The organism is Streptomyces sp. NPDC004539, assembly GCF_040610055.1.
Lineage (GTDB): Bacteria > Actinomycetota > Actinomycetes > Streptomycetales > Streptomycetaceae > Streptomyces.
Window position 1 is genome coordinate 259474 of record NZ_JBEXLS010000003.1, and the last position, 21844, is coordinate 281317.

The 21844-nt window shown below is 72.5% G+C and carries 16 protein-coding genes and 2 pseudogenes; 10 read left to right on the top strand and 8 right to left on the bottom strand.

Going from position 1 to position 21844, the window contains the following annotated elements; genetic code table 11:
* Position 1: 1 nt before the first annotated feature.
* Both ABZX85_RS07720 and ABZX85_RS07725 read right to left on the bottom strand, forming a co-directional pair.
* A complete protein-coding gene (locus tag ABZX85_RS07720; RefSeq protein ID WP_355863513.1) occupies positions 2-2203 on the bottom strand; it encodes a family 16 glycoside hydrolase in 2202 nt (733 codons plus the stop codon).
* Complete coding sequence (locus ABZX85_RS07725; RefSeq protein WP_355864157.1) at positions 2203-4593, bottom strand: ThuA domain-containing protein; 2391 nt, start codon at positions 4591-4593, stop codon at positions 2203-2205. Before ABZX85_RS07725 ends, ABZX85_RS07720 begins: the two co-directional genes overlap by 1 nt.
* 260 nt (positions 4594-4853) lie before the next feature.
* Here ABZX85_RS07725 and ABZX85_RS07730 point away from each other — a divergent pair, with 260 nt between their 5' ends.
* The 3 genes and pseudogenes from ABZX85_RS07730 to ABZX85_RS07740 all read left to right on the top strand — a co-directional run.
* Positions 4854-5789 (top strand): multicopper oxidase domain-containing protein, encoded by a 936-nt coding sequence (locus ABZX85_RS07730; RefSeq protein WP_355863515.1) that lies wholly within the window; start codon positions 4854-4856, stop codon positions 5787-5789.
* 120 nt (positions 5790-5909) lie between these two features.
* Positions 5910-6386 (top strand): annotated as a pseudogene (locus ABZX85_RS07735) (LacI family DNA-binding transcriptional regulator); the annotation flags it as partial.
* Between the two features lie 462 nt (positions 6387-6848).
* Positions 6849-7385, top strand: a pseudogene (locus tag ABZX85_RS07740) (substrate-binding domain-containing protein); the annotation flags it as partial.
* 49 nt (positions 7386-7434) lie between these two features.
* On the opposite strand, the gene ABZX85_RS07745 reads toward ABZX85_RS07740, so the two are convergent.
* Positions 7435-8223: a VOC family protein gene (locus tag ABZX85_RS07745; protein WP_355863517.1), complete on the bottom strand. Its 789-nt coding sequence runs from the start codon at positions 8221-8223 to the stop codon at positions 7435-7437.
* Positions 8224-8394: 171 nt separating this feature from the next.
* On the opposite strand from ABZX85_RS07745, the gene ABZX85_RS07750 reads away from it, so the two are divergent.
* Positions 8395-8634 (top strand): WhiB family transcriptional regulator, encoded by a 240-nt coding sequence (locus tag ABZX85_RS07750; RefSeq protein ID WP_355863519.1) that lies wholly within the window; start codon positions 8395-8397, stop codon positions 8632-8634.
* A gap of 86 nt (positions 8635-8720) precedes the next feature.
* Here the strand turns inward: ABZX85_RS07750 and ABZX85_RS07755 are convergent, their stop codons facing one another.
* The 4 genes from ABZX85_RS07755 to ABZX85_RS07770 form a co-directional block, all read right to left on the bottom strand.
* Positions 8721-9695 (bottom strand): acyl-ACP desaturase, encoded by a 975-nt coding sequence (locus ABZX85_RS07755; RefSeq protein WP_355863521.1) that lies wholly within the window; start codon positions 9693-9695, stop codon positions 8721-8723.
* Between the two features lie 229 nt (positions 9696-9924).
* A complete protein-coding gene (ddaH, locus tag ABZX85_RS07760; RefSeq protein ID WP_355863523.1) occupies positions 9925-10701 on the bottom strand; it encodes a dimethylargininase in 777 nt (258 codons plus the stop codon).
* A 131-nt stretch (positions 10702-10832) separates the two neighbouring features.
* A complete protein-coding gene (locus ABZX85_RS07765; RefSeq protein ID WP_355863525.1) occupies positions 10833-12434 on the bottom strand; it encodes an ABC-F family ATP-binding cassette domain-containing protein in 1602 nt (533 codons plus the stop codon).
* Positions 12435-12725: 291 nt separating this feature from the next.
* Positions 12726-13142: an SsgA family sporulation/cell division regulator gene (locus ABZX85_RS07770; protein WP_355863527.1), complete on the bottom strand. Its 417-nt coding sequence runs from the start codon at positions 13140-13142 to the stop codon at positions 12726-12728.
* Between the two features lie 260 nt (positions 13143-13402).
* Here ABZX85_RS07770 and ABZX85_RS07775 point away from each other — a divergent pair, with 260 nt between their 5' ends.
* The 3 genes from ABZX85_RS07775 (at position 13403) to ABZX85_RS07785 (ending at position 15550) form a co-directional block, all read left to right on the top strand.
* Positions 13403-14578: an oxidoreductase gene (locus tag ABZX85_RS07775; RefSeq protein WP_355863529.1), complete on the top strand. Its 1176-nt coding sequence runs from the start codon at positions 13403-13405 to the stop codon at positions 14576-14578.
* A 32-nt stretch (positions 14579-14610) separates the two neighbouring features.
* Positions 14611-15339, top strand: a complete 729-nt coding sequence (locus tag ABZX85_RS07780; RefSeq protein WP_355863531.1) for an endonuclease V — start codon at positions 14611-14613, stop codon at positions 15337-15339.
* A gap of 64 nt (positions 15340-15403) precedes the next feature.
* Positions 15404-15550 (top strand): hypothetical protein, encoded by a 147-nt coding sequence (locus ABZX85_RS07785; protein WP_355863533.1) that lies wholly within the window; start codon positions 15404-15406, stop codon positions 15548-15550.
* A 51-nt stretch (positions 15551-15601) separates the two neighbouring features.
* On the opposite strand, the gene ABZX85_RS07790 is transcribed toward ABZX85_RS07785, so the two are convergent.
* The gene (locus ABZX85_RS07790) at positions 15602-16780 is read right to left on the bottom strand and encodes a saccharopine dehydrogenase NADP-binding domain-containing protein (RefSeq protein ID WP_355863535.1); all 1179 of its coding nucleotides are present in this window, start codon (positions 16778-16780) and stop codon (positions 15602-15604) included.
* A gap of 171 nt (positions 16781-16951) precedes the next feature.
* Here ABZX85_RS07790 and ABZX85_RS07795 point away from each other — a divergent pair, with 171 nt between their 5' ends.
* The 3 genes from ABZX85_RS07795 to ABZX85_RS07805 all read left to right on the top strand — a co-directional run bounded on the left by ABZX85_RS07795 (position 16952) and on the right by ABZX85_RS07805 (position 21706).
* Complete coding sequence (locus tag ABZX85_RS07795; RefSeq protein ID WP_355863537.1) at positions 16952-18091, top strand: CaiB/BaiF CoA-transferase family protein; 1140 nt, start codon at positions 16952-16954, stop codon at positions 18089-18091.
* A 195-nt stretch (positions 18092-18286) separates the two neighbouring features.
* A complete protein-coding gene (locus ABZX85_RS07800; protein WP_355863539.1) occupies positions 18287-19501 on the top strand; it encodes an acetyl-CoA C-acetyltransferase in 1215 nt (404 codons plus the stop codon).
* A 33-nt stretch (positions 19502-19534) separates the two neighbouring features.
* Positions 19535-21706: a 3-hydroxyacyl-CoA dehydrogenase NAD-binding domain-containing protein gene (locus ABZX85_RS07805; RefSeq protein ID WP_355863541.1), complete on the top strand. Its 2172-nt coding sequence runs from the start codon at positions 19535-19537 to the stop codon at positions 21704-21706.
* The last annotated feature ends 138 nt before the right edge of the window (positions 21707-21844 follow it).

Below are 21844 nucleotides of genomic sequence, written 5' to 3' on the forward strand. Positions count from 1 at the left end.
GTTACAGCTCCTTGATCCTGATGTCCCGGTACGACACGACGTCCGTCGTCCCGTGGACCTGGAGCCCGACGTACCCGGCCGCGTACCGCCGCCCGTCGGTCCCCGGATCGTCACCGCGCGGCGGCTCGAAGACCTGCCCGCCGGTGTTGTCGAACTCGTTGATCAGCACGCCGTTGCGGAACACCGAGTAGTGCTGGTCGACCACCCGGATCTCGTAGTCGTTCCAGGTGCCCTTCTGCGTGACCTGCGCCCCGGCGAGCCCGACCCGGTCGAAGCCGTACACCGAACCGGTCTTGTACATGTCGCCGGTGGGCGAGTCGAACACCTGCACCTCGTGCCCGTACTTGATGGCCACCCACTCCGGCCGCGACTCCTCCGGGTGGTCGTGGACCCACGGGAACCGCACGAACACACCGGAGTTGGCGTTCCCGGTGCCCGGCGCGTCGTCCCGCCACTGGAGACGCAGCGAGAAGTCGCCGTACGTGCGCTGCGGGAACCACAGCATGCCGAGGCCCGGCCGGGTGGTGCCGCTGGTGATCGAGCCGTCCGGGTTCGGCGCGAACGAACCGCCGCCCACCTGCTGCCACTTGGCGAGCGACGCCGCCGTCCCGTCCATGATCGTGCGGTAGCCCTCGGTCTGGCCGGGCGTGCCGATCCCGGACGCGCGGGCCGCCGCGTCGATCGCGTCGTACTCGCGGTCGTCGACGACACCGGCCCGGAACAGGCCGTCGAGGACGGTCTTCACGTGCTTGAGGAACAGCGCGTGGGACGTCCACTCCTTCTCGTCCTCGATCAACTCGTTGATCCGGCACCGGCTGTCGGTGAGCCGGTTCGGCACACCCGAGTCGACCGTCCCGACGATCACCGTCAACCGCTCGTCGAACTCGGGGCAGTTGGGCGCCGGGACCGAGCTGCCCACGACGGTGAAGGTGACGGTCAGCGCGGCCGACGTGTTCCCGGCCCGGTCCGTCGCCCGGTAGGCCAGCGTGTGCGTGCCCGCCCGGTCGACGACCACGGGTGCCCCGTACGCCAGATAGGGTCCGGCGTCGATCGAGTACTCGATCCGGTCGACCCCCGAACCGCCCCCGTCGGTCGCGCTGACGGTGACGCGCGCCGAACCGACGTACGCGCCGTCGGAGTTGCGCGTCCCGGTGACGGTCACGCCGGTCACCGGCGGGACGGTGTCGGGCGCGGGCGCGGCGACCACCGTGAACTGCGCGGACTTCGCGGCGGACACGTTGCCCGCCTTGTCGGTGGCCCGGTAGCGGACCGTGTGCGTGCCGAGCTGATGCACCATCACGGGCGCGGTGTAGGTCTGCCAACTCCCGTCGTTCACCGCGTACTCGATGGTGTCGACGCCCGAACCGGTGTCGGACGCGGTGACGGTGACGGTCGCCATGTCGATGTACGAGCCGTCGGGCCGCTGTTGACCGCTGACCGTCGCCGAGGTGTCCGGGGCGGTCGTGTCGTCGCTCTGCGGGGCGACGACCGTGAAGCGGACGCTCTTCTCCTCCGACACGTTCCCGGCCTTGTCGAACGCCCGGTGGTAGAGGGTGCTTTGGCCGATCTGGTCCACGACGACCGGCGCCGTGTACGGCTGCCAGATACTCTCGCCGCCGTCGCCGCTGAGCCGGTACTCGATCCGGTCGACGCCCGAGCCCGCGTCGGTGGCGGTGACGGCGACGCTCGCCGAACCGACGTACTGGCCCTGGGCGTTCTGGGTGCCGGACACGACCGCGTTCGTCTCAGGGGCCGTCGTGTCCTCGCCGGTGCCCTCGGTGACGACGAGGATGCCCTGCATCTGGCCGTGGCCCGGGATCGTGCAGTGGTAGAAGTAGCGGCCCGGGGTGAGGGTCACCTCGGCGGTGTGCCGGCCGCCCGTGTCGTCGAACGGGTTGGCCAGGATGTTGAGCTGGACGTCGTTGTTGAACTCGGGGTCGCTCGTCACGAACGTCAGCGTGTGCGGCATGCCGGTCGTGTTGCCGGTGGCGGCGCTGTTCTCGAAGACGATCGTCGCCTTCCCGGCCACGGCGGTCCTCGGGGCGGAGACGTACTGGGTGATGTCGTTGCCGGCGGTCCAGGTGAGGACCTGGTCCTGGACGGTGTCCTGCCGAGGCTGCTGGGCGCTGCTGGGGACGGCCTGGAGCCCCAGCAGCATGAGGACGGCCGCCAGCAGGGCGGTGAGAACTCTCCGTCGGCGCATCACTGGCCTCCCCGCGCGAGCTGTCCGGCGGCCGGGGTCGGTCCGCCGCCCGTGTAAGTGATCCGCCAGAGCGCCGACCTGGCGTCCGAGGTGAAGAAGCCCCGCCCGTAGTCGAGGACGTAGAGCGTGCCGTCGGGGCCGAACTTCCAGTCCATGAGGTTCTTGATGCGGTCGTTGCCGACCGGGACGATCTTCTTGAGCGACTCGGAGTGGACGGGGAGTCCGCCGTCGCCCTGGTTCGCCGGGTCCATCACGACCGCGTTGCGCGGCTGGTCGCCGTCGTAGAAGTCGCCGACGAACCACTTGCCGTCCCAGTACGACGGCCATTTCGCCGTGCCGGAGCTCGTCGCGTCGTAGCGGTACACGGGCCCGTTCATCGTCGCCTGCCCGCCGCCCTTGAGCCACGGCAGCAGGTAGGTGGCCTCCGCCTGCTTGTAGGACGGGATGCCGTTCGCGTCGCGCGGGTAGTCGGGGGCGCCGCCCTGCGGCGAGTACCAGATGTTGTTCCCGGTGACCGGCGGCAGGTTGACGAGACCGTCGTTGTTCGGCGACTCGTTCTTCGGGTGGTCGCAGTCGTACCAGCCGAGCGGCTTCGACGGGTCCGGCAGATTCCGGTCCCGGTACGGCTGCTTGTTGCCCATGCAGTACGGCCAACCCCGGTTGCCCGCACGGGTGATGGCGGCGAACGTGTCGTACTTCGCCGGACCCCACGTCGTCGAGGGGGCGCCCGCGTCGGGGCCGACCCAGCCGGCGTACAGGACGTCCGTCTTCCTGTCGACGAAGATGCGCGCCGGGTTGCGGACACCCATCACGTAGATCTCGCCGCGCGTCTTGCCGCCGCCCTCTGCGGTCTCCTTGCCGGTGAACAGATTGCCCGCCGGGAGGGTGTACGTGCCGTCGGGCTCCGGGTGGATGCGCAGGATCTTGCCGTTGAGGTTGTTGGTGTTGCCGGCGGTGCGGCGCGCGTCCGCGAAGGAGACGCCCTTGTAGTTCGGCACCGGGTTGTTGCCCGAGTAACCCTCGCTGAACTGACTGGAGTTGTTGTCACCGGTCGCGATGTACAGGTTGCCCTTCGAGTCCCAGGACATCCCGCCGCCCGCGTGGCAGCAACTGTGCACCTGGACCGGCCACTTGAGGAGGACCTTCTCGCTGCCCAGGTCCAGCCTGTTCGTCGCGAGGTCCAACGTGAAGCGGGAGACGCGGCGTTCGGCGATCCGTGTGTCCCGGTTCAGTTGCGAGTGCGGTGTGTAGTGCAGGTACACCCAGCCGTTGTCCGCGAAGCGCGGGTCCAGTTCGATGCCGAGCAGGCCCTCCTCGACCTTGACCAGCTCGTCGCCGCCGCCCTTGTTGCCGAAGACGGTCAACGCCCCTGCCAGAGTCACCTTCTTGGTCTTCGGGTCGTAGACGTGGACCTCGCCCTTGCCCTTGCCGATGTCCGGGTTGTTCCAGTCGGTGATCACCGGCTGCGAGGAGTCGGCGCCGCCCCGGCCGATGTACAGCACCCGTCCGTCGGGCGCGGTCACCAGCCCGTGCGGCTCGCCGATCTGGTCGTTCTGGCCGGGCTGGTTGGGCTGAGTCAGGCGCTCCGCCTGGTAGTTGGCGGTGATCGTGGCCTTGCAGTCGGCCTGGACCAGCCGCGTCGTCCACAGCAGGGCGCCGCGCAGATGGGCGCGGAACTCGGTCTCGTCGTACGACGACACCGTCCCGCCCATCCCGGTGTAGAAGGACCGGCCGCCGTCGTAGTCCCGGCACCAACTCACCGGGTGATCGGCGCCGTTGGCACCCGTGCCGGGCTGGTACGACCGCTCGCGGACCCGGGCGACGGTGTGGACCTCGCCGGACGGATTCCTGGCCCAGTTGAACCACTGGTCGGCTCGCTTCCACTGCACCGGCACGTCCTTCGTCGCCGGATGCTGCCGGTCGCCCACCTCGACGACCGCGCGCTGCACGGCCGTTGGGCTCGTCGCGGCCGGGCGGGCGCCGATCAGACCGGTGAACCAGTCCGAGTACGGCTCGGCGCGGGCCGCGTCGTGGACGCCGAGGAAACCGCCGCCCGCCTCCATGTACGCCTCGAGTCCCGCCTCCTGGTCAGGATCGAGGACGTCACCGCCCCCGGTCAGGAAGGCGACCGCGTTGTAACTCCCCAGCGCCGTACCGTCGGTGAAGATCCGGGCGTCGTCCGTCGCGTCCACCGCGAACCGCTGGTCCGCCGGGCCCGACAGGCCGATCCGCTCGATCGCCGCGATCCCCGCGTTCACGACCGGCGACTCGTCACCGGCCGCCGCGGAACCGTAGAAGACCAGCACCCTCACATCCGCGCCGCCCGGCGGCGACTTGATCGATATCGTTGTCGGGGGTGGCAGCGCCTGGGCCGCGGCCGGCGCGGACATCAGCCCCGCGACGACCACCCCGGTGGCCAGCCAGATCCGTCTTCTCGTGCTCGATCCTCGTAAGTGCACGGGCACCTCCTCGGTCACAGCGGACAGCGCCAAGGAAGCTAGACGGCTTTGTGCCGTACGCCAACACCTAAGGCCGGAATCCCACCAACTTTGTCCTGAGTGTGGAGAAACAGTCCCGGGGCCGGTACCGTCTCACAGGTTCATCACAGGCACGCCTGCGCACACACCTTCTCAGGACGGGGAGTTGGGGCATGGACGGACCCGGATTCGACCGACGGACCCTGCTCGGAGGCGCCGCCGCAGCCGCCTCGCTGAGCCTCGCGCCGAACTCCCGCAACGCCGTCGCGGCACCCCCCGGCGGCACGGTCCGCCACCTCACCCTCTACGCCGAGCGGCTCCCCGACGGGCAGTTGGGCTACGGCTTCGAGAAGGGCAAGGCGTCCGTCCCCGGCCCGCTCATCGAGCTGTACGAGGGCGACACCGCGCACATCGCCTTCGAGAACACCCTCGACGTCCCCGTCAGCCTCCATGTCCACGGCCTCGACTACGAGATCACCAGCGACGGCACGAAGATGAACCACAGCGACGTCGCCCCCGGCGCCACCCGCACCTACACCTGGCGCACCCACCTCCCCGGGCGCCGCGCGGACGGCACCTGGCGGTCGGGCAGCGCCGGTTACTGGCACTACCACGACCACGTCGTCGGCACCGAGCACGGCACCGTGGGCATCAGGAAGGGCTTGTTCGGGCCGGTGATCGTGCGCCGTAAGGGCGACGTCCTGCCGGACGCGACGCACACCATCGTCTTCAACGACATGCTCATCAACAACAAGCCGGCGCACTCCGGGCCGAACTTCGAGGCCACGGTGGGGGATCGCGTCGAGTTCGTCATGATCACCCACGGCGAGTACTACCACACCTTCCACATGCACGGTCACCGCTGGGCCGACAACCGCACCGGCATGCTCACCGGACCCGACGACCCGACCCGGGTCGTCGACAACAAGATCGTCGGGCCCGCCGACTCCTTCGGCTTCCAGGTGATCGCCGGGGAAGGGGTCGGGGCGGGCGCCTGGATGTACCACTGCCACGTCCAGAGCCACTCCGACATGGGGATGGTGGGGCTGTTCCTGGTGAAGAAGCCCGACGGGACGATCCCCGGGTACGAACCGCCCCACGAGCACTGAGAGTCCGGCCGGCGGGCGCCGCGGGTGCCTCGCAACGGCCTTGACCGAGGGGGGGTGTCGATCTCCCGGCGGGCGCGCGGTGACTATCCTGATCCGCAGACCGGCCCTGGAGGAGACGACGTGACCGACATCGCCCCGCGTCCCACTCTGGAGGCCGTCGCCGCGCGGGCCGGGGTGTCGCGGGCGACCGTGTCACGCGTCGTCAACGGCGGCGACGGGGTGCGGGAACCGCTCGTCGAGCGGGTGCGGCGAGCCGTCGAGGAGCTGGGGTACGTCCCCAACCAGGCCGCCCGCAGCCTCGTCACCCGGCGCCACGACGCCGTGGCCGTCGTCATCGCCGAACCCGAGACGCGGGTCTTCGCCGACCCCTTCTTCGGGCATCAACTCCGTGGGATCAGCAAGGAGTTGACCGCCCGCGACAACCAACTCGTCCTGCTGCTCACGGAGGGGCGGGACGACCATGCGCGGGTCGCCCGCTATCTCGCCGGCGGGCACGTCGACGGGGCGCTCGTGTTCTCCCTCCACCTCGACGATCCGCTCCCGGGGCTGATCCGGGGCGCGGGCGTACCGATGGTGATCGGCGGCCGGCCGGGGTGGGACGCGGAGGGGCGCGGGGAGCGGGCCGGGGGAGGGGCTCGGGGGGTGCGGCCGGGCGAGGGGGGTGCCGGGGCTCGGGCCGCGGGGGCGGGTGGCGGGGCCGGAGGGCCGGGGAGGGGCGGGGGCCGGGTCGGGGTGTGGGGGGACGTGGGGGTGGGGGAGTGGCGTGGGGCTTGGGGCGGAGAGCGGCGGGCGGGTGGCCGGGCTCTGGGGGCGCGGGGGGCGGAGGGGGACGGCTTGCGGGCGGGTTTCGAGGGTGGGAGAGAGTACGGCGTGGCGGCGGGTTCCGAGGGCGGCGAAAGCCACGGCGCCGGGGCGCGCGGTGAGGGGGAGCGGTGGTACGGGGCGGGGGCGGGCCGTGCGGGTGAGGGGGCGTACGGGGTGGCGGGCCGTGCGGGCGGGACGGGGTACGGCGTCGAGGCGGGGCGTGAGGGCGGGGCGGATTCCGGGGAGGCGGCCACCCTCTACGTCGACAGCGACAACAGGGGCGGTGCGCAGGACGCCGTGCGGTGTCTTGTCGGCCTCGGGCGGACCCGGGTCGCGCACATCACCGGGCCGCTGGACCAGACCTCGGCGGTCGACCGGCTCGACGGGTACCTCGATGTCGTGGGCGACACCGATCCCGCCCTGCTCGCGGAGGGGGACTTCACGCCGGGCGGCGGGGAGCGGGCGATGCGGGAACTCCTCGACCGGCGCCCCGGCCTCGACGCGGTCTTCGCCGCGAACGACCTGTCCGCCTCGGGGGCGCTGCGCGTCCTGCGCGAACAGGGGCGGCGGGTGCCGGAGGACGTCGCCGTGATCGGCTTCGACGACATGCTCCCCATCCCCGAACAGACCGACCCGCCCCTCACGACGGTCCGTCAGGACATCGAGGAGATGGGCCGCCTGATGACCCGCCTCCTCCTCGCACGCCTCTCCCGCACCTCCCCGTCCGCCCCCGGCACCCCCCTGAACAGCGTGGTACTCCCGACGAGACTGATCCGGAGGGCGTCGGCGTGAGCCGCGGGGGCTCGGGCCCCAGGACCCGGTTCTCCGAACTCCTGCGCCCTCACCCCTCCTCCGGCACCGCGCTCTTGATCACCGCGAACCGGGCCCCGTACGGGTCCGTCAGTTTGGCGAAACGGCCCACGCCCTCCATGTCCACGGCCGGAGTCCGGACGCTGCCGCCGTGCTCCACCGCCGTGGCGACCGCCGCGTCCGTGTCGGTGACCTCGAAGTACGGGAGCCAGTACGCGCGGTCCTCGTCGGGCGCGTCGGCGAGGGGGACGAGGCCGGCGAACATCGCGTCCTCGCCCATGTCCTTGGGGTTGACGCAGGTGTACGTACCGCCGGGGAACGGCATGCCGGACGTCTCCAGACCGAGGGCGGCGCGGTAGAAGGCGGCGGCAGCGGCGATGTCGGCGGTGTACAGCTCGGTCCAGCACAGCGAGCCCGGCGCGTTGACGAGATCGAGGCCGGGGAGCAGGGCGGGCTGCCAGAGACCGAACGGTACGTCCGCCTCGTCCGCGAGGATCGCCATCGTGCCCTGCCCCATCACGTCCATCGGCGCCACCAGCACCTTGCCGCGCGCCCGCGAGGCGGCCTCGGCGGTGGCCCGCGCGTCCAGCGTCTGGAAGTACAGCGTCCAGGACGGCGGCCCCTGCTCCCCGGTCGTCTCCATCCCGGCCGCCACCGTCCTGCCGTCCGACCGGAAGAAGCCGTACCCGCCCGCGTCCGGCCCCGCCGACTCGAACCGCCAGCCGAACAGCGCGCCGTAGAACTCGCTCGCACCCTTGATGTCGGGCGTCCCCAGGTCGATCCAGTTCGGAGCGCCCTCGACGAAACGTGTGGTGAGCATGGCCACCCTCCTCGGCAGGAATCCCTTGACCGCCGAGTCTTGCACCGCCCACTGACAATCGCCCCCCACCCGCGCCCCGCTCGCCCGCTCGCGCACCCCTCGACCGCCCCCGCACCGGCCCGTTGATCGCCCGTTGATCAAACGTTTTCGTCCACCCGGCACGATCCCGTCATGTCCACCGACACGACGCTCGCCCCCGACCTCTCCTGGCAGCAGGAGGCCCTGTGCGCACAGACCGGCTCCGGGTTCTTCTTCCCGGAACCGGGCAGCTCGGTCCGTGAGGCCAAGCAGATCTGCGGCCTCTGCCCGATCCGCCCGGCCTGCCTCGACCACGCCCTCACGCACGACGAGCAGTTCGGCGTCTGGGGCGGCCTCTCCGAGAAGGAACGCCACCACCTCAAGCGCCGCTGACACACTCCGGGAACGCCGGCACACTCCGGGAACGCGGAAAGGGCGGCCCGGTCGACCCGGCCCGCCCCACTCACCGCTCTACACGCTCACGCGCTCGCGCGCGCCGCCATCCGCGCCTTGCGCGCCGCGAGCTTCTCGTCGAACTTCCGCGCCTCCGCGTCGAGCCCGTTCATGAACAGGCCCAGCTCCTCCTGCGCCCGCAGACCCTCCGGGCCGAGCCCGTCGATGTCCATGACCTTGAGGTAGCGCAGCACGGGCGAGAGCACGTCGTCGTGGTGGATACGCATGTTGTAGACCTCGCCGATCGCCATCTGCGCGGCGGCCCGCTCGAAGCCCGGCATGCCGTGCCCGGGCATCCGGAAGCCGACGACGACGTCCCGGACGGCCTGCATGGTCAGGTCGGGGGCGATCTCGAACGCGGCCTTCAGGAGGTTGCGGTAGAAGATCATGTGGAGGTTCTCGTCGGCCGCGATGCGTGCCAGCATCCGGTCGCAGACCGGGTCGCCGGACTGGTGCCCGGTGTTGCGGTGCGAGATCCGGGTGGCGAGCTCCTGGAAGGACACGTAGGCCACGGAGTGCAGCATGGAGTGGCTGTTGTCCGACTCGAAGCCCTCGCTCATGTGGGCCATCCGGAACTGCTCCAGCTTGTCCGGGTCGACCGCGCGGGAGGCGAGCAGGTAGTCGCGCATGACGATGCCGTGCCGCCCCTCCTCCGCCGTCCAGCGGTGCACCCAGGTGCCCCAGGCGCCGTCGCGCCCGAAGAGGGAGGCGATCTCGTGGTGGTAGCTCGGCAGGTTGTCCTCGGTCAGCAGGTTCACGACGAGCGCGATCCGGCCGATCTCGGTGACCTTCGACTGCTCCTTGTCCCAGGCCTCGCCGTCCTCGAAGAAACCGGGGAAGTTCCGGGCGTCGCCCCACGGCACGTACTCGTGCGGCATCCAGTCCTTGGTGACCTTCAGGTGCCGGTTCAGTTCCTTCTCGACCACTTCCTCCAACGCGTACAGCAGCCGGGCGTCGGTCCAGCCGGCGGGGCTGCCCAGGTGCGGAGAGGTGATCGTCACAAGAACTCCAGGGACGTGAAGCGGGGCGGAACACTCCGGCGAGCGGTGCCGGAACCTACGGGATCGTAGGCTACGAAACCGTAGGTTACGAGACCGTAGGTTAAGCCCGTTGTAAAGGGTGCTGATCAGCGGGGTCGCGGACGATCACCCGAACCTACCGGGTGCCCTGGAACGCCCAGGTCCCGGGGCCGTCGGAGTGACGCCGTCAGCCGGTCAGCCGGTCAGTCGGTCAGTCGTACAGGTCGCGCAGCCGCACCGAGAGGCACGTCACACAGCCCTCCAGCTTCTCGAACTCGCTGATGTCGACCGTCACCACCTCGTGCCCGAGGTCGGTGAGCAGCTCCGCCGTCTTCGGCGCGCTCGCCGCGATCAGCAGCTTGTGCCCGCCGAGCAGCACCACGTGCGCGCCGGACTCCTCCGGGACCGACAGGAACCGCGGGAACAGGGACGGCCGGTCGACGTGCGGGACGTGCCCCAGCACCGTCCCGTCGGGCAGCGCGGTGACCGCCGACTTCAGATGCAGCACCCGGCTCACCGGAACGGCCACCACGCGCGCGCCGAGCGGCTCGAACGCGGCCCGCAGCTGCTGGATGCCCGCCGCGTTCGTCCGGCTGCCGCGCCCCACGTACACCGTGTCGCCGACCTTGAGGACGTCGCCGCCCTCCAGGGTGCCCGGCTCCCAGATCCAGTTCACCGAGCAGCCCAGCCGGGCCACCGCCTCCTCCACGCCGGCCGTCTCGCCCCGCCGGGAGCGCGCCCCCGGGCGGGTGATCAGGGCGACGTTGCGGAACACGACGACCGAGTCCTCGACGAACACCGCGTCCGGGCAGTCGTCGGCGGGCTCCACCTCGACCGTCTCCCAGCCGTGCGCGGCCAGCGTCCCGGCGTACGCCTCCCACTGCTCCAGGGCGAGGTCCGGGTCGATCTTCGTGCGTTCGATGTGCGTGACCAGCCCTTCCGCGAGACGCGGGCCGGGGCGGCGGATGAGGGCCTTCTTGCTGGGCACGTCCAGTTCTCCGAATCGGCGACGGCGGTCCGGCGCCCTGGTGCGGGTCGCCGGTCCGCCATCATGCAACCCCGCGCGGGGTCCGCAGAAGCCCTGCCGGAAGGCTGTGGCTCAGCTGAGATACCGGTGGGTCACTCCGGGGCGCCCTCCCGCAGCCCGCCGTCCAGCTCCAGCCAGCGCGTCACCCCGATCGACCGGAGGAACGGCAGATCGTGACTGGCCACGACCAGGGCGCCCTCGTACGACTCCAGGGCCGTCGTCAGCTGGCGCACGCTCGCCAGGTCGAGGTTGTTCGTCGGCTCGTCCAGCAGCAGGAGCTGCGGGGCGGGCTCGGCGAGCATCAGGGACGCCAGCGCCGCCCGGAACCGCTCGCCCCCGGAGAGCGTCCCGGCCCTCTGGTCCGCTCTGCCGCCCCGGAACAGGAACCGGGCCAGCCGGGCCCGGACCCGGTTGTTCGTCGCCCCGGGCGCGAACCTGGCCGCGTTCTCGGCCACCGTCAGCCCGTCGTCCAGGACGTCGAGCCGCTGCGGCAGGAACCGCGTCGGGACGTGGACGACGGCCTCGCCCGCGACCGGCGCCAGCTCCCCGGCGATCGTCCGCAGGAGCGTCGTCTTGCCCGCGCCGTTGCGTCCGATCAGCGCGACCCGCTCCGGCCCGCGCAGATCGAGGCTCCCCACGCGCGTGCCGTACGCCGTCTCCAGGTCCAGCAGCGACAGCACGCCCCGGCCCGGGGGTACGGCTGTGTACGGCAGGTCGACGCGGATCTCGTCGTCGTCCCGGACGGCCTCCGCCGCCTCGTCCAGCCGCTCCCTCGCCTCCGCGAGGCGCTCCTCGTGCAGGATGCGGTGCTTGCCGGCGGACTCCTGCGCGGACCGTTTGCGCAGGCCCATCACGATCTTCGGCTCGCGCTTGTTGTCCTGCATCTTCTGCCCGTACTTCTTGCGCTTGGCCAGCTTGACCTGCGCGTCGCTCAGTTCGCGCTTCTGCCGGCGGACGTCCGCCTCCGCGACGCGCACCATCCGCTCGGCCGCGTCCTGCTCGACGGCGAGCGCCTCCTCGTAGGCGCTGAAGCCGCCGCCGTACCAGGTGACCTCCCCGGCGCGCAGGTCGGCGATCTGGTCGACCAGGTCCAGGAGTTCACGGTCGTGGCTGACGACGACCAGGACGCCCGACCAGGCGGAGACGGCGGCGTACAGGCGGGCGCGCGCGTGGAGGTCGAGGTTGTTGGTCGGCTCGTCCAGCAGGAGGACGTCGGGACGGCGCAGCAGCAGCGCCGCCAGCCGCAGGAGCACCGACTCGCCGCCGGACACCTCGCCGATCGTGCGGTCCAGGCCGATGTGCCCGAGACCCAGCTCGCCCAGGGTGGCCAGGGCGCGCTCCTCGACGTCCCAGTCGTCCCCGAGGGCCTCGAAGTGCTCCTCGGAGGAGTCGCCGGCCTCGATGGCGTGCAGGGCGGCGCGGCGGGCGTCGATCCCGAGGGCCTCGTCGACCCTGAGGGCGGTGCCCAGGGTGACGTTCTGCGGGAGGTAGCCGATCTCGCCCGCCACCCGCACGGTGCCGTCGGCCGGGGGCAGTTCCCCGGCGATCAGCTTCAACAGGGTGGACTTGCCGGACCCGTTGACCCCGACGAGTCCGGTCCGGCCGGGGCCGAAGGCGAGGTCCAGCTCCTCGAAGACGGGGGTGCCGTCGGGCCAGGCGAAGGAGAGGGCGGAAGCGGTGATGGAATGACTCAAGAAAGCCTCGCGGTGTGCGCATGCGGTCAGGGGCAGACGCGTGTCGAGACACCGGAGGTCGGCTCGGGGCACCGTTCCACTGCGGGACGGCTCGTACGCCGAGGTCGGACGCTGCGCACACAGCACGCGAAGACGGTTCGCTGTGCGACGCGGTGTCTCGGGACCTCAGACGAGCAACGTCCTTCTCCAATCGGCGGCAACAGATGCGGGTCAACCGTAAGGAGGGCGGTTCGGGGCTGTCAAAGGAATTGACGCGCCCTCTTACAGGGCGGTCGTTCCGGTCGGAATCGGTCAGTACGCGTCGCGCATGAGCTCCGCGAGGTCGTGGTCCAGGTCCAGCTGGAGGTGTTCCAGGCCGACCGGGACCAGTTCGCTCGTCGACGCCAGGAAGCGGCGGACGTCCGCCGAGTGGACGTGGACGACGGCCGTGCCCTCCGGGGCGTGGAACTCCAGGACCGTGCGGTCGAAGCCGTAGGGGCGGACCCGGACGTCGCCGTCGCCCTCCGCGTCCACCAGGCCCGCCGCGAGCAGGTCCCTCGCGAACGTCCAGCACACCTCGACGCCCTCCAGGGTGGCCGGCGCGGGGAACGTCATCCGGACGGCGAAGGGATCGGTCCGGTCGTAGTGCAGCGTGGCGGGGATGCTCTGCATCCGGGGCGCGGCGGCGACAAGACGGGCCTCTACGGGCTGATCGATGACGGTGGACATCGTCTTGCTCCCTTGTGACTGCTGGGCGAACTTCCGGTCGGAGGACACTCGACACTTGAAGAGACGCCGGAACGGCCCGATCCGTGCACCTTGATTTCACGTGACGTCGGTCACCGTACGCGGGGGACCGGAGGGGCTTGTGGGGACTTCCGGCTCAACAGTGACGGAAGAGGCGGGAACCGGGGAGTACCCGCGCACGGGGAGAACATGCCGGGAGGGCCTCTGGACGCGCTCCGGGACGTCCGCTAGCTTCGCCCGCCATGAGGCGCTCGGGGATCACGCGACGTGTGGGCGGTACGGCGGCCAGGGGACGCAAGGGGGCTGCCCTGGGGGCGGTCTGCGGGGTGGTGCTGGCGCTGCTGAGCGCCGCTCCCGCGCGGGCGGGGACGGGGGAGTGGGCCGGGCCGGGAGGGGTGCGGGGCGTGCCGGGTGCTGTCGACGGGGCACGGGACGGGCTGAGCGGGGCGCGGTGGGCGCTGAAGGACACCGGGGCGCCGACCGTGCGTTTCCGGGGGCTCGCGGCCGTCGACCGGGACACGGCGTGGATCGCGGGGACGCAGGGGACCGTGCTGCGGACGACGGACGGCGGGGCGAGCTGGCGGAACGTGTCGCCGCCCGGCGCGCAGGACCTCCAGTTCCGGGACGTCGAGGCGTTCGACGCGCGCCGGGCGGTGGTGCTGGCGATCGGGGAGGGCGAGGCGTCGCGGATCTACCGCACGGACGACGGCGGGGCGAGCTGGACGGAGTCCTTCCGCAACACCGACGCGCGCGCCTTCTACGACTGCCTCGCCTTCTTCGACCGCCGCCACGGCCTCGCGATGAGCGACCCGGTGGACGGGAAGTTCCGCATCCTGTCGACCTCCGACGGCGGACGCACCTGGAGCGTCCTGCCCGGCACCGGCATGCCGCCCGCGCTGGACGGCGAGGCGGGGTTCGCGGCGAGCGGCCAGTGCCTCGTCACCTCCGGGCCCCGCGACGTCTGGCTCGCCACCGGAGGCGCCGCCCACGCGCGCGTGCTGCACTCCCGCGACCGGGGCCGCACCTGGACCGCCGCCGACACCCCGGTCCCGGCCGCCGACCCGGCCCGCGGCGTCTTCGCCCTCGCCTTCCGCGACCCCCGCCACGGCATCGCGGTGGGCGGCGACTACCGCCCCGACCAGCCCTCCCCGACCCCCGCAGCGGTGACGACGGACGGCGGCCGGACCTGGCACCCCGCCCCGGTCCCCCCGCCCGCCTACCGCTCCGGCGTCACCTGGCTCCCCCACTCCCGCACCACCGCCCTGGCCGTCGGCCCCACCGGCACCGACCTCACCACCGACGCCGGCCGCACCTGGCACCCCCTCACCCCCGGCTCCTTCGACACCGTCACCTGCACCCCCGACCGCACCTGCTGGGCGTCGGGCGAACAGGGCAGAGCGGCCCGCCTGGAACGCTGACCCCGCACCCCACCCCGTACCCTCGACCCACCATGACGACCGTACAGATCCCCGCCGGCTGGCCCGCCACCGAAGAAGCCGCCCGCGCCGTCCAGGACGCCCTCCGCGCGCGGGTGGTGACCGACGAACCGGGACCCCCGCCCGGCACGGGGCACGTGACCGGGGTGGACGTCGCCTACGACGACGAGCGGGACGTCGTCGCGGCGGCGGCGGTCGTGCTGGACGCGGGGACGCTGGAGGTCGTCGCGGAGGCGACGGCGGTGGGGCGGATCTCGTTCCCGTACGTTCCGGGGCTGCTGGCGTTCCGGGAGCTGCCGACGGTCATGGCGGCCCTCGCCGCGCTCCCCTGCGACCCCGGGCCGGTCGTGTGCGACGGCTACGGCCTCGCGCACCCCCGCCGCTTCGGCCTGGCGAGCCACCTGGGCGTCCTCACCGGCCTCCGCACGATCGGCGTCGCGAAGAACCCGTTCACGTTCACGTACGCCGAACCGAGCCCCCCGCGCGGATCGTCGACACCGCTGCGGGCGGGCGACGAGGAGGTCGGCCGAGCCCTGCGCACCCGCGCGGACGTGAAGCCCGTCTTCGTCTCCGTGGGCCACCGCGTCACCCTGGACGACGCGTGCGCCCACACCCTCGCCCTCACCCCCCGCTTCCGCCTCCCGGAGACGACCCGCCGCGCGGACGCGCTGTGCCGCCGGGCCCTCCAGGAGGCCACGGACACCCGGCAGGAGGCCACAGGCACCCGGACGTCGCCGATCTGATCATCCGTCGATCTGAGTACCTGTACGGATGTGGCGCCCCGCCCGCCCCGGCAGGCTGACCCCCATGACGAGCCACCGCGCCCCCAAGCCCCTCACCGACCCCGCCCGCCCCGTCGAGCGCGCGGTCAACGCCGCCCTCATCCTGGCCGCGCTGGCAGGTCTCGGCTGGATCGGCGGCATGATCTACACCCTCGTGGAGTGGCAGATCTGACGGAACCCGACCGACCTCGACCGGATCGCCCCTCCCGAGAGGCCACGTCCCTCACACCCGGGCCGCCACCCGGAACCTGATCCCCGCCTTCTGCAACCGCTCGGTCAACGCGTCCCCCATCGCCACCACGGTCGTCACCTGCCCCGCCACCGGCGGCAGTTCGTCCAGCGCGAGCGCCATCGCCCCCTCCGCGAACATCTTCGCCGTCTCCCCGTACCCGGGGTCCCCGCCGGACACCTCGGTGAACACCCGCCGCCCACCGCCCTCCCCGACGAACCGCACGGAGAACCAACTGCGCGCCCGCTTCTCCTCGCCGGGCCCCTCCCCGGGCTCCAGCCGCGAGGACAGCCAGCGCCGCACCGGCGGCACCTGCGCGGCGGCGACGAGCGCGCCCACCCCGGCGACACCCCCGAGGGCGACCGGAAGACGCCGGACGGCTGCGTAGTGCCGGTAACGGAAGTCGGGCCCGTACCGGGCCACAGCACGCGCGGAACGCACGACGACCTGAGGGTCGAGGGTGGGCAGCGGCAGCGCCCACGCCCCCACCTCGGACGCGAACCGGGGCGCGCCCGCGGGCGCCCCCGCCCGGCGGCCCACGAGCCGCGGCTCGTACCGGGCCCGGTCCCGCGCCGCGGCGAACACCTGGCGCCCGCGCGAGAACTGGTTCAGCGCGGAGGAGAGCGTCCCGCCGGAGATCATCGCGTCGGCGCTCACGAACCCGTCGACGGTCAGCGGCACCCCCTCGGGCAGCTGACGCACCGTGAAGTACGCGCCCAGGTCGTGCGGGACGGAGTCGAACCCGCACGCGTGCAGCAGCCGCGCCCCGGTCTCCCGCGCGCGGGCGTCGTGCCGCACATAGGTCAGGTCGACGAACTCCGGCTCCCCGGAGAGGTCCAGATAGTCCGTGCCGTGATCGGCGCAGGCGGCCACGAGGTCGTCCCCGTAGGTGACGTACGGCCCGACGGTCGTGGCGACGACACGCGCCTGCTCCGCGAGCGCCCGCAGGGACGCCGTGTCGGCCACGTCCGCGTGCAGCACCCCGACGTCCTCGCCGCCGGGCAGCCGTTCCCGCAGCCGCTCCAGCTTCTCCGTGCTGCGCCCGGCGATCGCCCACCGCAGCTCCCCGGGGGCGTGCTCGGCGAGGTACTCCGCGGTGAGCGTGCCGACGAAGCCGGTGGCCCCGAACAGCACGACGTCGTACGGACGGTCCGTCTTTTTCAGCCTGCTCATGACACCCCTCGGGTCGTACGGTGCGCCGTTGTCAGTGCCTGAGGCTAGCGTGGAGGGTGCCGGGCACGATCAAGCATCCGGCACCCGGACAGGCTAGTTTCCAAGCGCTTGCTCTTGTGCTCGGCGGGAGCGCGTTCCTAGCATCGGCGGTGACGACGGCGAGGGGGCTGGATGACGACGGCAGCGCAGGGACCGCTCGCCGGGGTGCGGGTGGTCGAGCTGGCCGGCATCGGCCCCGGCCCGTTCGCCGCGATGCTCCTGGCCGACCTCGGCGCCGACGTCGTCCGGGTGGACCGCCCCGGCCGCCCGGTCCTCGCGATCGACCCGGCCCACGACGTCACGAACCGGGGGAAGCGCTCGGTGGTCGTCGACCTCAAGTCCCCCGAGGGCCCGGCACAGGTGCTCGACCTGGCCGCCCGCGCGGACGTCCTGATCGAGGGCCTGCGCCCCGGGGTCGCCGAGCGCCTCGGTGTCGGCCCGCGGGAGTGCCACGCGCGCAACGCCCGCCTGGTGTACGGCCGGATGACCGGCTGGGGCCAGGACGGTCCCCTCGCCCAGCGCGCCGGGCACGACATCGCGTACATCGCCGTCACCGGCGCCCTCGGCATCACCGGCAGCCCCGACCGGCCCCCGCCCGCCCCGGCGAACCTCCTGGGGGACTACGCGGGCGGCTCGCTCTACCTCGTCGTGGGCGTCCTCGCCGCGCTCCACCACGCGCGCGCGACGGGCACCGGACAGGTCGTGGACGCGGCGATCGTGGACGGCACCGCGCATCTCACGGCGATGCTCCACGGCATGCTCGCGGCCGGCGGCTGGCAGGACCGGCGCGCGGCGAACCTCCTGGACGGCGGCTGCCCGTACTACGGCACGTACGAGACGGCCGACGGCGGGCACATGGCCGTCGGCGCACTGGAGCCGCAGTTCTACGCCGAGTTCACGGCCCTCCTCGGCCTCGACGGCTTCGCGGACGCCCGCAAGGACCCGGCCCGCTGGCCCGCCCTGCGCGAGGCGACCGCCGCCCGCTTCAGGTCCCGTACCCGGGACGAGTGGACGGCCGTCTTCGAGGGCTCCGACGCGTGCGTGGCGCCGGTGCTGTCCCTGAGCGAGGCCCCGCACCACCCGCACCTCGCCGCGCGCGGCACCTTCACCGACCACGCCGGCCTCACCCAGCCCGCCCCCGCCCCCCGCTTCTCCGCCACCCCGGCCACGATCCGCACACCCCCCGCCCGGCCGGGCGCCGACACGGCGGCCGTGGCCAGGGACTGGGGGATACCGGGACTCGCGACGGGCCGGGGCCCCGCGACCGACTGACCCGCACACCCCGCGACCACTCGGAACCCGGCCCACTCACAGCCCCAGGCCGACCCCGGCCCCCGAACGACCGGCCAATCCCAGCTCCTGAAACCGACCCACCCAGATCCACCCAGATCCACCCCGACTCACGCCGCCCCAGCCCGAAACCCCGGCCCACCCGAAACCCACCCGGCCCCCCGAAAGGCCCACCCCTTGAGCACCGAAGCGTACGTGTACGACGCGATCCGCACCCCGCGCGGACGCGGCAAGGCCGACGGCGCCCTGCACGGCACGAAACCGATCGACCTGGTCACCGGCCTCCTGCGGGCGCTCCAGGAGCGGCTGCCGAGCCTGGACCCGGCGGCGATCGACGACATCGTGCTCGGCGTCGTCGGCCCGCACGGCGACCAGGGCTCGGACATCGCGCGGATCGCGGCGCTCGCGGCGGGCCTGCCGGACACGGTCGCCGGGGTCCAGGAGAACCGCTTCTGTGCCTCGGGCCTCGAAGCCGTCAACTCGGCCGCCGCGAAGGTCCGTTCCGGCTGGGAGGACCTCGTCCTCGCGGGCGGCGTGGAGTCGATGTCGCGGGTCCCGATGGGCTCCGACGGCGGCGCCTGGTTCAACGACCCGATGACGAACCTCGCCGTGAACTTCGTGCCCCAGGGCATCGGCGCCGACCTCATCGCGACCATCGAGGGCTTCACCCGCCGCGACGTCGACGAGTACGCGGCGCTCTCCCAGGAGCGCGCCGCGACCGCCCTCAAGGAGGGCCGTTTCGAGCGGGCCGTCGTCCCGGTCGTCGACCGCGCGGGCCTCACCGTCCTCGACCACGACGAGCACCCCCGCCCCGGCACCACCGCCGACTCCCTCGCCCGCCTCAAGCCGTCCTTCGCGGACATCGGCGAACTCGGCGGCTTCGACGCGGTCGCCCTCCAGAAGTACCACTGGGTCGAGAAGATCGACCACGTCCACCACGCGGGCAACTCCTCCGGCATCGTCGACGGCGCCTCCCTCGTCGCGATCGGCTCCCGCGAGGTCGGCGAGCGCCACGGCCTCACCCCGCGCGCGCGGATCGTCTCCGCCGCCGTCTCCGGCTCCGAGCCGACCATCATGCTCACCGGCCCCGCGCCCGCCACCCGCAAGGCCCTCGCCAGGGCGGGCCTGACGATCGACGACATCGACCTCGTCGAGATCAACGAGGCGTTCGCGGCCGTCGTCCTGCGCTTCGCCAGGGACATGGGCCTGCCCCTGGACAAGATCAACGTCAACGGCGGCGCGATCGCGCTGGGCCACCCGCTGGGCGCGACCGGCGCGATGATCCTCGGCACCCTCGTCGACGAACTGGAGCGCCAGGACAAGCGCTACGGCCTCGCGACCCTGTGCGTGGGCGGCGGGATGGGCATCGCCACCGTCGTCGAGCGCGTCTGACCCCCTCCCGACGGATCACCGAGAAGGCACCCCATGAACTCCACGACCATCCGCTGGGAACAGGACCGCGAAGGCGTCGTCACCCTCGTCCTCGACGACCCGGACCAGTCCGCCAACACCATGAACGCCGCCTTCCGCGCCTCCCTCGCCACGGTCACCGACCGCCTGGAGGCCGAGAAGGACACCATCAAGGGGATCATCGTCACCTCGGCGAAGAAGACCTTCTTCGCCGGCGGCGACCTGCGCGACCTCATCCGCGTCACCCCCGACACCGCCCAGGAGCTGTTCGAGGGCGGCCTGGAGATCAAGCGGAACCTGCGCCGCATCGAGACCCTCGGCAAGCCGGTCGTCGCCGCGATCAACGGCGCGGCCCTGGGCGGCGGCTACGAACTCGCCCTCGCCTGCCACCACCGCATCGCCCTCGACGCCCCCGGCACGAAGGTCGGCTGCCCCGAGGTCACCCTCGGCCTGCTCCCCGGGGGCGGCGGCGTCGTCCGCACGGTCCGCCTCCTCGGCATCGCCGACGCCCTCCTGAAGGTCCTCCTCCAGGGCACCCAGTACAACCCGGCCAGAGCGCTCCGGAACGGTCTGGTCGACGACGTCGCCGCCACCCGCGACGAACTCCTCGCGAAGGCACGCGCGTTCATCGACGCGAACCCCGAGTCCCGCCAGCCCTGGGACAGGCCCGGTTACCGCATCCCCGGCGGCACCCCGGCCCACCCGAAGTTCGCCGCGAACCTGCCCGCGTTCCCGGCGACCCTGCGCAAGCAGACGAACAACGCCCCCTACCCGGCGCCGCGCCGCATCCTCGCCGCCGCCGTCGAGGGCGCCCAGGTCGACTTCGAGACCGCGCAGGTCATCGAGGCCCGCTACTTCGTCGAACTGGCCGCCGGGCAGATCTCGAAGAACATGATCCAGGCGTTCTTCTTCGACCTCCAGGCCGTCAACTCCGGCGCCAGCCGCCCCCAGGGGACCGCCCCCCGCCAGGTCCGCCGGGCCGCCGTCCTGGGCGCCGGGATGATGGGCGCCGGCATCGCCTACGCGTGCGCGCGCGCCGGGATCGACGTCGTCCTCAAGGACGTCACCCCCGAGGCCGCCGCCAGGGGCAGGGCGTACTCCGAGAAGCTGTGCGCCAAGGCCGTCGCCAAGGGCCGGATGCCGCAGGAGAAGGCGGACGCGCTGCTCGCCCGCATCACCCCGACCGCCGACCCCGCCGACCTCGCGGGCTGTGACGCGGTCATCGAGGCCGTCTTCGAGGACGCCTCCCTCAAGCACAAGGTGTTCCAGGAGATCCAGCACGTCGTCGCCCCGGACGCGCTGCTGTGCTCCAACACCTCGACGCTCCCCATCACCGCCCTCGCCGAAGGCGTCGAGCGCCAGGGCGACTTCATCGGCCTGCACTTCTTCTCGCCCGTCGACAAGATGCCCCTCGTCGAGATCATCAAGGGCGAGCGGACCGGCGAGGAGGCCCTCGCGCGCGCCTTCGACCTGGTCCGGCAGATCAGGAAGACCCCGATCGTCGTCGGCGACTCGCGCGGCTTCTTCACCTCCCGGGTCATCGGCCAGTTCCTCAACGAGGGTGTCGCCATGGTCGGCGAGGGCATCGAACCCGCCTCCGTCGAACAGGCCGCGGCCCAGGCGGGCTACCCGGCGAAGGTGCTCTCCCTGATGGACGAGCTGACCCTCACCCTCCCGCGCAAGATCCGCGCCGAGTCGAAGCGGGCCGTCGAGGAGGCGGGCGGCACCTGGACCGCGCACCCCGCCGAGGCCGTCATCGACCGCATGGTCGACGAGTTCGGCCGCGAGGGGCGCGGCGCCGGCGCCGGCTTCTACGACTACGACGACACCGGCAGGCGTACGGCCCTGTGGCCCGGACTGCGCGAGCACTTCACGCGCGCGGGCACCGAGATCCCCTTCCGGGACATGCAGGAACGCATGCTGTTCGCGGAGGCCCTCGACACGGTCCGCCTGGTCGAGGAGGGCGTCCTCACGTCCGTCGCCGACGCCAACATCGGCTCCCTCTTCGGGATCGGCTTCCCCGGCTGGACCGGCGGCGTCCTCCAGTACGTCAACGGCTACGACGGCGGCGTACCCGGCTTCGTCGCCCGCGCCCGCGAACTCGCCGCCGCCTACGGCGAGCGCTTCACCCCGCCCGCCCTCCTCGTCGAGAAGGCCGCCAAGGGGGAGACCTTCACCGACCGCTGACCCGCCCCCGCCGGGGGGTGGCCCTCGCACCTCCCGGCACCGGGCGGGCGCCCGTACCGCTCACCGACACGTCCCCCTTGCCCCCGCACCCCCGCCCCCGGACCCTGACCCGCGGAACCCCCCACCGCCCTCCCGGAG

Coding starts and splice junctions, on each gene's coding strand:
- ABZX85_RS07720 (WP_355863513.1), bottom strand. CDS start 2,203: ATGCGCCGACGGAGAGTTCTCACCGCCCTGCTGGCGGCCGTCCTCATG.
- ABZX85_RS07725 (WP_355864157.1), bottom strand. CDS start 4,593: ATGTCCGCGCCGGCCGCGGCCCAGGCGCTGCCACCCCCGACAACGATA.
- ABZX85_RS07730 (WP_355863515.1), top strand. CDS start 4,854: ATGGACGGACCCGGATTCGACCGACGGACCCTGCTCGGAGGCGCCGCC.
- ABZX85_RS07745 (WP_355863517.1), bottom strand. CDS start 8,223: ATGCTCACCACACGTTTCGTCGAGGGCGCTCCGAACTGGATCGACCTG.
- ABZX85_RS07750 (WP_355863519.1), top strand. CDS start 8,395: ATGTCCACCGACACGACGCTCGCCCCCGACCTCTCCTGGCAGCAGGAG.
- ABZX85_RS07770 (WP_355863527.1), bottom strand. CDS start 13,142: ATGTCCACCGTCATCGATCAGCCCGTAGAGGCCCGTCTTGTCGCCGCC.
- ABZX85_RS07775 (WP_355863529.1), top strand. CDS start 13,403: ATGAGGCGCTCGGGGATCACGCGACGTGTGGGCGGTACGGCGGCCAGG.
- ABZX85_RS07780 (WP_355863531.1), top strand. CDS start 14,611: ATGACGACCGTACAGATCCCCGCCGGCTGGCCCGCCACCGAAGAAGCC.
- ABZX85_RS07785 (WP_355863533.1), top strand. CDS start 15,404: ATGACGAGCCACCGCGCCCCCAAGCCCCTCACCGACCCCGCCCGCCCC.
- ABZX85_RS07790 (WP_355863535.1), bottom strand. CDS start 16,780: ATGAGCAGGCTGAAAAAGACGGACCGTCCGTACGACGTCGTGCTGTTC.
- ABZX85_RS07795 (WP_355863537.1), top strand. CDS start 16,952: ATGACGACGGCAGCGCAGGGACCGCTCGCCGGGGTGCGGGTGGTCGAG.
- ABZX85_RS07805 (WP_355863541.1), top strand. CDS start 19,535: ATGAACTCCACGACCATCCGCTGGGAACAGGACCGCGAAGGCGTCGTC.